The sequence below is a fragment of the Mycobacterium sp. genome (genome assembly GCF_036488105.1).
In the GTDB taxonomy this organism is placed as follows: Bacteria; Actinomycetota; Actinomycetes; order Mycobacteriales; family Mycobacteriaceae; genus Mycobacterium.
On sequence record NZ_DASXHW010000271.1, the window covers coordinates 1 to 9,934 of the forward strand.

A 9,934-nucleotide genomic window follows, 5' to 3' on the forward strand; every position below is an offset into this window, starting at 1 on the left:
GAGGAAGCCGCCGCCGGCGTCCGCCGAGCCGGTTTCGAGGTCGGCGAGCACCCGGACGGTCTCGCGCCGGCCGGTCGGCGAAATCACGACGCCGAGCACGTCACCCAACGAGTGCGCCTGGTCGGTGGACACCAGCAGCACGCGCTGACCCGCGCGCGCTTCATGCACGGCCGTCGCGGCCGCCAACGTGGATTTCCCTACCCCGCCCTTGCCGACGAAAAGACTGATCCGAGCAGAGGAGGGCGGGACTGATTCACCCGGACTCACTCAGCCTCGACTCGTTTCTTCAGATCCTTCAACGCGGTGTCGGTCAGCCTGCGCTCGGCTTTTCGCTTGAGCAGTCCGATCATCGGAATCGCCAGGTCGACCGTGAGCTCGTAGGTGACGTCAGTGCCAGATCCCTTGGGCGCCAACCGATATACGCCGTCGAGAGCCTTGAGCAGCGAGCTGGAAACCAGCGACCAGCGAACCGACTTGCGGTCCTTCGGCCACTTGTAGGAGAACACCAGCGTGTCCTTGAGGACGGCGGCGTCCATCACAAAGCGTGCCACCTTCGGGTTCCCGTCGGGGTCGGCCTCGAGTACTTCGGCCTCCTTATATTCCGACACCCAATCGGGATACGAGCCGATATCGGCGATCACGTCCATGACCGCGCTGGGCTCCGCGTCGATGTAGATCGTCTGGGCCGTCTTCTCCGCCACCTGGTCGCTTCCTTCTCGGCGCTGCGCGGGTTGGGCTCCCCCGCCCGCCGCTATGCCTGCGTCATCTGGGCCCCAACCTCGGCCCACGGCAGAAACGGTACTCCCCGGCGAAGCTCAGCCCTGGTCAAGCATCGGAGAAACTCCGACCGGACGGGAGCGTTCCAGCGTCGTCTTGACTTCGAACGCCATTTTCTTGCCCGCAACCCGACGCCGATGCGTCATTTTCGAGAGATTGAGCTTGGCTAATCGCGAGGCCGACACCCCGGACGGCTCGGCGTGCAGAAAGTAATGCAGCAGCACACCGTCGAGCATCGGTTCCAGCCAGATCTCCATCGTGCCAGTCAGCGGCCCCGTCGCCGCCCACCGAACGCCCAGCGGCCCACGCTCCTCGGTGACTTCCAGCCGCAGATCCGGCCACCACCGCCGCCAGTTGGCCGGGTCACCTACGAAGGCCCCGACGCGCGCCGGATCGGCGGCGACAAAGGTCTCGTCGGCAATCTGAACGCTGTGCACGGCCACTAGCTTCACATACAGCCCTCCGCGCGGCGCACTACCCTCCGGGCCGGCATCGTCGCCGGACTAGGCTGATTGCCCGCCTGGTCGGAATCACTGAAGCGAGGTCATACACGTGCGTGAAATTACCGCGCCCGCTCCATTCACGGTTGGCGAGCACGACAACATCGTTGCCGCCGTGTTCGAGCACGAGCGCAACGACCCCGACGCGGTGATTTTCCAGCGCCAGGTCAACGGGACCTGGACCGATGTGACGTGCGCTGCTGCAGCAGCCCAAATCCGCTCCACCGCATTGGGTTTGATCGCCGACGGGGTGCAGCCCGGCGATCGGGTGGCCATCTTCTCGGCCACCCGCTACGAGTGGGCGATCCTCGACCAGGCCATCCTCGCGGTCGGTGGCGTCACCGTGCCGATCTACGAGACGTCGTCGGCCGAGCAGGTGCGCTGGGTGCTGACCGACTCGGGCGCGGTGATGGCCTTCGCCGAAACCGACGCCCACGCTTCGATGATCGCCGAGCTGGCCGGCGACCTGCCCGAACTGCGACGCGTGCTGCAAATCGACGGATCGGGTCCCAAGGCGCTCGACCAACTCGAGCAGGAGGGCGCGTCGGTCGACCCGGCCGAGCTCACCGCTCGAGTCGAGGCGCTGCGCGCCGACGACCCGGCGACGCTGATCTACACCTCAGGCACCACCGGACGCCCCAAGGGCTGCCAGCTGACGCATGGCAATCTCGTCTACGAGACGCGTGGCGCCAAGGCTGTGCTTCCGACGCTGCTGCGCAAAGGTGAGCGGTTGCTGGTGTTCCTGCCGCTGGCGCATGTGCTCGCTCGGGCATTGACGTTGTGCGCGTTTCACAACAAGGTCATCGTCGGATTCACCAGCGACATCAAGAATTTGGTGCCGATGTTCGCGGTGTTCAAGCCGACGGTCGTAGTGTCGGTGCCACGGGTGTTCGAGAAGGTCTACAACACCGCCGCGCAGAACGCCGCCAACGACGGCAAGGGTCGCATCTTCGAGATCGCCGCGCAGACCGCTGTCGACTGGAGCGAGGCGTCCGATAACGGGGGGCCTGGCCTGCTGTTGCGAGCCAAGCACGCGCTGTTCGACCGGTTGGTGTACCACAAGCTGCGCGCGGCGCTGGGCGGTGACTGCAACGCATCGGTGTCCGGCGGTGGACCGCTGGGTGCCCGGCTGGGCCACTTCTATCGCGGCGTCGGCTTGACCATCTATGAGGGCTACGGCCTGACCGAGACGAGTGCCGCGATCACCGTCAACCAGATCGACGCGCTGAAGGTCGGCACGGTTGGAAAGTTGTTGCCGGGCAACAGCATGCGCATCGCCGATGACGGCGAGCTGCTGCTGCGCGGCGGTGTGGTGTTCGGGGGTTACTGGCACAACGACCAGGCCACCGACGAGGCGTTCGAGGATGGCTGGTTCAAGACCGGCGACCTGGGCGCGGTCGACGAACAAGGATTCCTGACGATCACCGGTCGTAAGAAGGAGATCATCGTCACCGCGGGCGGAAAGAACGTCGCCCCAGCCGTTTTGGAGGACCAGTTGCGGGCCCACCCGCTGATCAGCCAGGCGATGGTGGTCGGCGACGCGAAGCCGTTCGTGGGCGCGCTGATCACCATCGATCCCGAGGCGATCGACGGCTGGAAGCAACGCAATGGCAAGTCCGCCGATGCCTCGGTCGGGGATCTGGCCAACGACCCCGACCTGCTCGCCGAGGTAGATACCGCAGTCAAGCAAGCCAATTCATCTGTGTCGCATGCGGAGTCGATTCGCAAATTCCGCATTCTGCCCGTCGACTTCACCGAGGACACCGGCGAGCTGACACCGACGATGAAGGTGAAGCGCAAGGTTGTTGCCGAGAAGTTCGCCGACGACATCGAGGCGATCTACAGCAGGGGCTAGCCGCTGATCAGGCCGGACAGCCGTGCGGCCAGATCGTCCCACCCCCACTGCGCGGTGGCCCACTCCCGGCCGGCGGCGCCCATCGCGGCGGCGCGATCCGGATCGGCCAGCAGCTTGCTGATCGCGTCGGTGATCTGCTGCCCCGAACGACCGTCGACCACCACCCCAGTCTGGTTGTGCCGCACCGTTTCCGGCGCGCCGCCCGAGGATCCGGCGACCACCGGCACACCGGTGGCAGAGGCTTCGAGAAAGACGATGCCCAGCCCTTCGACATCCAGCCCCGCGCCGCGAGTCCGGCACGGCATGGCGAACACGTCGGCCATCGCGTGATACGCGGGCAGGTCCGCCGACGGGACACCGCCGGTGAACGTGACGTGATCGCCGACGCCGCAGCGCCCGGCCAGCCCGCGCAGCGTGTCCAGATACGGCCCCCCGCCGGCGATGACCAGCGCGGCACCGTCCACCCGCTGCCGGATCGCCGGCAGCGCCCGGATCAACATGTCCTGGCCCTTGCGCGGTACCAACCGGGACAGGCACAGCACCGTGGGCCGCTGGCCCAGACCGTAGCGGGCGCGCAATTCGGCGCGGCTGACCGGATCGGGACGGAATCGCTCGGTGTCGACGCCGGGCGGCAGGTGTTCCAACCTGGCTTGCGGCCCGAACGCCGACGCGAAGCGCCCTCGGGTGTATCGGCTGACGAAGGTGACGACATCACTGTCCTCGCCGATGCGACGCAGTACCGACCGCGCCGCCGGAAGCATCGACCAGCCCACCTCGTGACCGTGAGTACTCGCCAGCACCCGGCTCGCACCGGCTTGACGGGCGCGGCGGGCCAGCAACCCCAGCGGCGCCGCGGCGCCGAACCAGACGGTGTCGATGCCGTGTTCTGCGATCAGCCGGCGCATCCGGGAGTCGACGGTGGGAACGGGCAACATCAGCGTCCCGGGGTGTCGCACCACGCGATAGCCGGCGGTGTGCGCGTCGAAGACGTCGGCGTCCTTCCACTGCGGCGCGTACACCGTAAGCGTGTGCTCGCCGGTAGCGGCCAGCCGGGACACCAACTCGACCAGATACGACTGGATGCCGCCACGCCGAGGCGGAAAGTCGTTGGTTACCAGCAGGACCCGGGACACCTACGAAGGCTAGCCTGAGGGCTCCGGGCGTCGAAATCGGCGTTCAGTGGGTGGGCTGACGTGTCAGCCACTGCTGCCAGTCGGCGAGTATCCCCGCCGTGTCGGTGCCGAGCACGTCGTGGACAGCATCGGGCAGGTCGGTATGCCCTTCACCGCATGCGGCCCGGTACAGCGCCCGCAGCGTCGGCGCTCCGCGGGTGTCGGCGACGAAAAGCGCGAACAACCATGCCCGGTCGTAGGCCTGCGACCGCTGCGGCCCGGGGGCGGCGAGGTCGGCGTCGGACGGCAGCGCGGTCGGGAGTGGCGTGACGTCGGGCAGCGGGTGAGGCGGCCGCGCGACGTAGTCGGCCACACCCTCGGTCAGCCAGCGGGGTGCGTCCACGGCGGTGTCGGCGCGTGCCGCATAGTGAAAAAGCTCGTGGCTCAACACGATTCGCAACGCCGACTCGCTCATCCCGGCGGCGCCCGGAGCGAAGACGATCCGCTGACCAAGCGCGATCCGCCGGGCGGGTTCGACACGGTCTGCGACGGCGATGGCGGCGATGTCGGCCCATTGTCCGGCAGGGCCGCCGCCGGCCCGCGCCTCGAATTGCCGCTGCGAGCCGGTGGCCACCACGTCGACGTCGTGCGGCCAATCGAGTCCCCAGAAGGCCTCCACGGCGTCGACGGCCTGACCCATGTCAGCGGCGACGCGTGCCAGCAGGGCATGGGACTGCGACCCGCCGAGGTTGGTCATCACCAGGGTGCGGTCACCGACGTCCACCCGCCGCGGCGCGCTGACACTGACCGACGGTTGCTCGAATCGCTGCGCCGCGGGTCGCCAGCCGATTAGGGCGAACGCGCCGAGGACCAGCTCGACGGCCAACACGCAGGCCAGCAGCCCGCGTCCGCCCCTAGTAGCGGCGGGCGTCGTAGATCGGGCCGGAGGAGTTCATCGGTACCACCCGCACCGGCACGCCGTAAGTGGACGAATGGACCATCAGGCCATCACCTATATAAAGGCCGGCGTGCGATGCGTCGGAGTAGAACGTCAGCACGTCACCCGGCTGCAGGTCAGACAGCGACACCGGCTGTCCGCCGTGCGCCAGCGCCTGGCTGGAGTGCGGCAGCGCGATGCCGGCCTGCTGGAACGCCCACATCACCAAGCCCGAGCAGTCGAATCCGCCCGGCGCGGCGCCACCCCACGAGTAGGGATCACCGACGCGAGTGAGCGCGGCCTGGACGGCGATCGCTCCCTGGCCGGCGCCGGGTCCGGCGCTCGCGCCGGGAGCATCCGGTCCGACCCCCGGCGGCAGCGCTTCAGGCGCTGGGGCTGCGGCCGCCACGGCGGCCGGCGGGACTGGCCCGGGTGCGGCCAAGGCAGTCCGCTCGGGCGGGCTCAGCGCCAGGTATTGCGACTTGACGATGCCGATCTGCAGCTGCAGCCGGCTCTGTTTGGACTGCAAGCTCGCGCGCACCGCGCTTGCCTGCTCGGCGGCGGTTTTGGCGTCGGCGGCCGATTTCGCCGATTCCTGCTCGGCTTTGGCGGCCTCTTCGCGGGTGGCGCGATAGGTGGCCATTTGCGTGAGCATCGCTGTGGAGATCACCCGCTGCACGGCCAGCTTGCCGATCAGCTGCTGCGGCGACTCGGCGGTCATGATGGCGTTCATGCCGTCGGTACGGCCGCCCATGTACATAGCTGCCGCAAACTTGTCGACGCCGGTCTGGTAGGTAGCCAGTCGCGATTTCGCGGCATCCGCGGCGGCCTGGTCGTCGTTGTGTTTCTTCTCGGCGGTCCGCTGCGCAGCCAGCTTGTTGTTGAGATCGAGCTGCGCGCTGTGCATCGCTTCGGTGGTCTGCTCGGCCTGCCGAGACAACTCGTTGAGCTTTGCCATCGCGTCATTGGCCGGGTCGGCCAGCACATTGCTGGCGGCCACCCCGGACAGCGCAACTAATCCGGCAAGCGCGAGGACAGCAAAGCGCATAGCGACGCGCAACGACACACGTTCACCGTTTAGCCTTGTCCGCAAAAGTTTGTTTCCTTAAACCCCGCCGGCGTAACAGCCGAATCTGCTTTAGGTCTCAGATAGGTTACGAAACGGCGCCGAGCTTGTCCAACTCTGAGTTGTTAAGAAAACAGCAAGATTTCAGGCTAACGCCGTTAGGCTACGCCGGGCCGCTGACGGTGAATGGGCACCAAACGCAGTCTGGGTGCCAATCCCGCGTCGGCGAGTACCTCCAACGCGACCCGCTCATCTTCCAGCAAAGTTTCCGGTACCCCGAGTATCACGCTGACGACGCAGTCACGGCATCCGGGACCGCGCACCGCGCAATCGTCGCAGTCGATGACCACGGGTTCTGTCGAATCGGGCGGACCTGCCGCCGCCCAATCAGGCTCGCTGTAATGCGCCATCTGGCTGGTCCTCTCCGTCATGCTGATCGCCCTTGCCGTCACGCTATCCGCGGACACCGACAAGTTTTTGTGGTCGCCCCTCGGGGGCGAGGTGGCTGTCGGGGCGCGACGCGCCGCGGCGAAACCCGGGCCGTGTCGGTGTGAGTGATTAACGTCGCCGCCATGGGCGCGCCCGCTGCCGAGCAGCTGAGCCTCCCCGACCTCGACGGGGCAGCCGAAATATCGCTGCGCGAAACCACTTTCGTCGTTGTCGATCTGGAGACCACCGGCGGTCGCATGACAGCCGTCGACGGGAAGGTCGCTGACGCGATCACCGAGATCGGCGCGGTCAAAGTCCGCGGCGGCGTGGTGCTGGGCGAGTTCGCCACCCTGGTCGACCCGCAGCGCAGCATCCCGCCGCAGATCGTCCAGCTGACCGGCATCACGACGGCGATGGTGTGCGACGCACCGACCATTGCCGCGGTGCTGCCGATGTTTCTCGAGTTCGCCCACGGCGCCGTCATGGTCGCCCACAACGCCAGGTTCGACATGGGGTTCCTGCGGGCCGCCGCCGATCAATGCGGAATCCGATGGTCGCGGCCGCAGACACTGTGCACGGTCCAGCTGGCCCGGCGGGTGCTCAGCCGCGAAGAGGCGCCCAGTGTGCGGCTGGCCGCACTGGCGCGGCTGTTCGCCGTCGCCAGCGAGCCCACCCACCGGGCACTCGACGACGCGCGGGCCACCGTCGAGGTGCTGCACGCGCTCATCGAACGGGTCGGCAACCAGGGCGTGCACACCTATGCCGAGCTGCGGTCCTACCTGCCCAATGTGTCACCGGCGCAGCGACGCAAACGAGTGCTCGCCGAGGGCTTGCCACGCCGTCCCGGGGTGTATTTATTTCGCGGCCCGACCAACGAGGTGCTCTACGTCGGCACCGCAATTAATCTGCGGCGCAGGGTAAGTCAGTACTTCAACGGCTCAGATCAGCGCACCCGGATCAAAGAGATGGTCACGTTGGCCGGTTCGGTCGAGCACGTCGAATGCGCGCACGCGCTGGAAGCCGGCGTCCGTGAGCTGCGGATGCTGGCCGCGCATGCCCCGCCCTACAACCGGAGATCGAAATTCCCGCAGCGCTGGTGGTGGGTGGTGCTGAGCGACGAGGCATTCCCCCGGTTCTCGCCTACGCGCACACCGCGCCACGACCGCGCGGTCGGCCCGTTCCGGTCCCGCGCCGATGCCGCCGACACCGCGGACCTGCTGGCGCGACTGACCGGTGTGCGCAGCTGCACCAAGCGGTTGGCCCGCGCGGCCCTGCACGGGCCGGCCTGCCCGCAGCGTGAGGTGTCGCCGTGCCCCGCCGGACGCGACCTGACCGCTGCCCAGTACGCCCCGGCGGCCGGTCGCGCTGCCACGCTGATCGCCGGTCTGGACAACGCCGCGCTGGCGGAGGCGGTGCGGCGGATCGCCGAGCTGGCCGGTCGCCAGCGCTACGAGAGCGCAGCCCGGTTGCGCGACCACACCGTGGCCGCGGTGGAGGTGCTCTGGCGCGGCCAGCGCCTGCGCGCGCTGACCGCGGTGGCGGAACTGGTGGCCGCCGCTCCCGACGGCGAGGGCGGTTGGCAGCTCGCCGTCATCCGGCGCGGCCAGCTCGCCGCCGCCGGGATGGCCCGCCGCGGCGTGCCGCCGATGCCCGTCGTCGACGCGATCCGGGCCGGCGCACAAGTGGTGCTGCCGCAGCCCGCGCCGCTGGGCGGCGCGCTAGTCGAAGAGACGGCGCTGGTCGCACGCTGGCTGACGGCCCCAGGGGTACGCATCGTGGACACGACCGGCGACGAGGGTTGGTGCACGAAATTGCGGTCCGCGGGGCCGTGGGCCGAGTGGGCCGCGTCGGCGCGCTCTGCGCGGGTGGCCGCCGAGCAGGCCGTCACGAGCCGCGACTCAGAGCTCCTGACCGAACCGCACCCATCGCGCGAGCAGCTGTTCGGCCGCTCCGCTGTCGATCGCGTTGACGGCCCCGGCAAGCCCGTCCTCCCACGCCGGCAGCCACTCGGCGCGGCTGGATAGCCCGGCATGGGCCACGATCGCGCCCGCGGCGTTGAGCACGACGGCGTCGCGCACCGGCCCCTTGGCGCCGGCCAGCACCGAACGTGCCTCCGCCGCGTTGGCGGCCGCGTCACCGCCCAGTAGCTGGTCAAGCTCGGCACGCGCGAAGCCGAACCCAGCGGGATCGAATTTCAGCTTGTCCACCGTGCCGGCTTGAACCCGCCAGATGGTGCTCGTCGTGGTGGTGGTCAGCTCGTCGAGACCGTCGTCGCCGTGGACCACCAGCACGCTGGACTGACGCGCGGCGAACACTCCGGCCATCACCTCGGCCAGCTCGGCGAAGGCGCAACCAATCAAGCCGGCCCGCGGCTGGCCCGGATTAGTAAGCGGCCCAAGCAAATTGAAGACGGTGGGTACGCCGATCTCGCGCCGCACCACTGATGCGTGCCGATACGAGGGATGGAACTGCGGCGCAAAGCAGAATCCGATACCGACTTCGGCGACGCTGCGCGCGACATCGTCGGGGCTCAGGTCGATGCGTACGCCGAGCGCTTCCAGCGTGTCGGCTCCGCCGGCCAGCGACGACGACGCCCGGTTGCCGTGCTTGACCACCCGAATACCGCTGGCCGCCACGACGATCGCCGCCATCGTCGAGAGGTTGAAGGTGCTGACGCCGTCGCCACCGGTACCGACCACGTCGACGGTCTCGGTCCCGATCTGTTCGGTGGGCAGCCGCCGGCCGTGCTGCAGCATCACGTCGGCCAGTTCGGCCACTTCTGCTGCGGTTGGCGCCTTCATCTTCATGGCCACGGCGAACGCCGCGAGCTGCGCCGGCGTCGCAGATCCGGTCATGATCTGCTCCATGGCCCAGCCGGCGTGTCCGCGCGGCAAATCCTGACCCGCGGTCAAAGCCTCGAGCACTCGCGGCCACGACAGCGCCACTTCCGGGGGCCGCTGGGATGGCCCCGACGATGACGCCGCCACACCGCAAATGGTCCCACGTCGGCGAGACGACCGGTGTAGCCGGGCGCGGCCGGCGGATCGACATGAATTTCGCGCACCGAATTGCCGCCCCGGGTGGAGGTCGACAACTACAAAGCGTCATACTTGCGGGGTGACGAGTGCGGTAGGGACCTCGGGTACAGCAATCACGGCGCGCGTACATTCGCTCAACCGCCCCAACATGGTCAGTGTTGGCACCATAGTCTGGCTTTCCAGCGAGTTGATGTTCTTTGCTGGACTGTTCGCCTTCTAC

At 68.2% G+C, this 9,934-nt stretch carries 9 protein-coding genes and 2 pseudogenes; 3 read left to right on the forward strand and 8 right to left on the reverse strand.

Going from position 1 to position 9,934, the window contains the following annotated elements; translation table 11 throughout:
* The 3 genes from VGH54_RS13945 to VGH54_RS13955 form a co-directional block, all read right to left on the reverse strand.
* Positions 1–267: ArsA-related P-loop ATPase (locus VGH54_RS13945; RefSeq protein WP_331512608.1), on the reverse strand; the 267-nt coding region annotated here is incomplete at its 3' end.
* A complete protein-coding gene (locus VGH54_RS13950) occupies positions 264–701 on the reverse strand; it encodes an SRPBCC family protein (RefSeq protein WP_331512609.1) in 438 nt (145 codons plus the stop codon). The genes VGH54_RS13950 and VGH54_RS13945, both read right to left, overlap by 4 nt.
* A 114-nt stretch (positions 702–815) precedes the next feature.
* Positions 816–1,214, reverse strand: coding sequence for a polyketide cyclase / dehydrase and lipid transport (locus VGH54_RS13955; protein ID WP_331512614.1), 399 nt, complete (start codon positions 1,212–1,214; stop codon positions 816–818).
* A gap of 115 nt (positions 1,215–1,329) precedes the next feature.
* Here VGH54_RS13955 and VGH54_RS13960 point away from each other — a divergent pair, with 115 nt between their 5' ends.
* Entirely contained in the window at positions 1,330–3,132 is a 1,803-nt protein-coding gene (locus VGH54_RS13960) for a long-chain fatty acid--CoA ligase (RefSeq protein WP_331512610.1), read from the forward strand.
* On the opposite strand, the gene VGH54_RS13965 is transcribed toward VGH54_RS13960, so the two are convergent.
* From VGH54_RS13965 to VGH54_RS13980, 4 genes are all read right to left on the reverse strand, one after another.
* Complete coding sequence (locus tag VGH54_RS13965; protein ID WP_331512611.1) at positions 3,129–4,265, reverse strand: glycosyltransferase family 4 protein; 1,137 nt, start codon at positions 4,263–4,265, stop codon at positions 3,129–3,131. The genes VGH54_RS13960 and VGH54_RS13965 overlap by 4 nt on opposite strands.
* A 43-nt stretch (positions 4,266–4,308) precedes the next feature.
* The gene (locus tag VGH54_RS13970) at positions 4,309–5,133 is read right to left on the reverse strand and encodes a hypothetical protein (protein ID WP_414688707.1); all 825 of its coding nucleotides are present in this window, start codon (positions 5,131–5,133) and stop codon (positions 4,309–4,311) included.
* Between the two features lie 25 nt (positions 5,134–5,158).
* Positions 5,159–6,229 carry a peptidoglycan hydrolase RipC gene (ripC, locus tag VGH54_RS13975; protein ID WP_331512616.1) on the reverse strand — a complete coding sequence of 357 codons (1,071 nt, stop codon included), beginning with the start codon at positions 6,227–6,229 and terminating at the stop codon, positions 5,159–5,161.
* 176 nt (positions 6,230–6,405) lie between these two features.
* Positions 6,406–6,657, reverse strand: a complete 252-nt coding sequence (locus VGH54_RS13980; RefSeq protein WP_331512617.1) for a hypothetical protein — start codon at positions 6,655–6,657, stop codon at positions 6,406–6,408.
* A 162-nt stretch (positions 6,658–6,819) separates the two neighbouring features.
* Between VGH54_RS13980 and VGH54_RS13985 the strand changes: the two are divergent.
* Positions 6,820–8,637: pseudogene (locus VGH54_RS13985) on the forward strand (DEDD exonuclease domain-containing protein); the annotation flags it as partial.
* Here VGH54_RS13985 and trpD read toward each other — a convergent pair.
* Positions 8,575–9,663: an anthranilate phosphoribosyltransferase gene (gene trpD, locus VGH54_RS13990; RefSeq protein ID WP_331512612.1), complete on the reverse strand. Its 1,089-nt coding sequence runs from the start codon at positions 9,661–9,663 to the stop codon at positions 8,575–8,577. The pseudogene VGH54_RS13985 and the gene trpD sit on opposite strands and share 63 nt — an antisense overlap.
* Before the next feature lie 130 nt (positions 9,664–9,793).
* Here trpD and VGH54_RS13995 point away from each other — a divergent pair.
* Positions 9,794–9,934 (forward strand): annotated as a pseudogene (locus VGH54_RS13995) (cytochrome B); the annotation flags it as partial.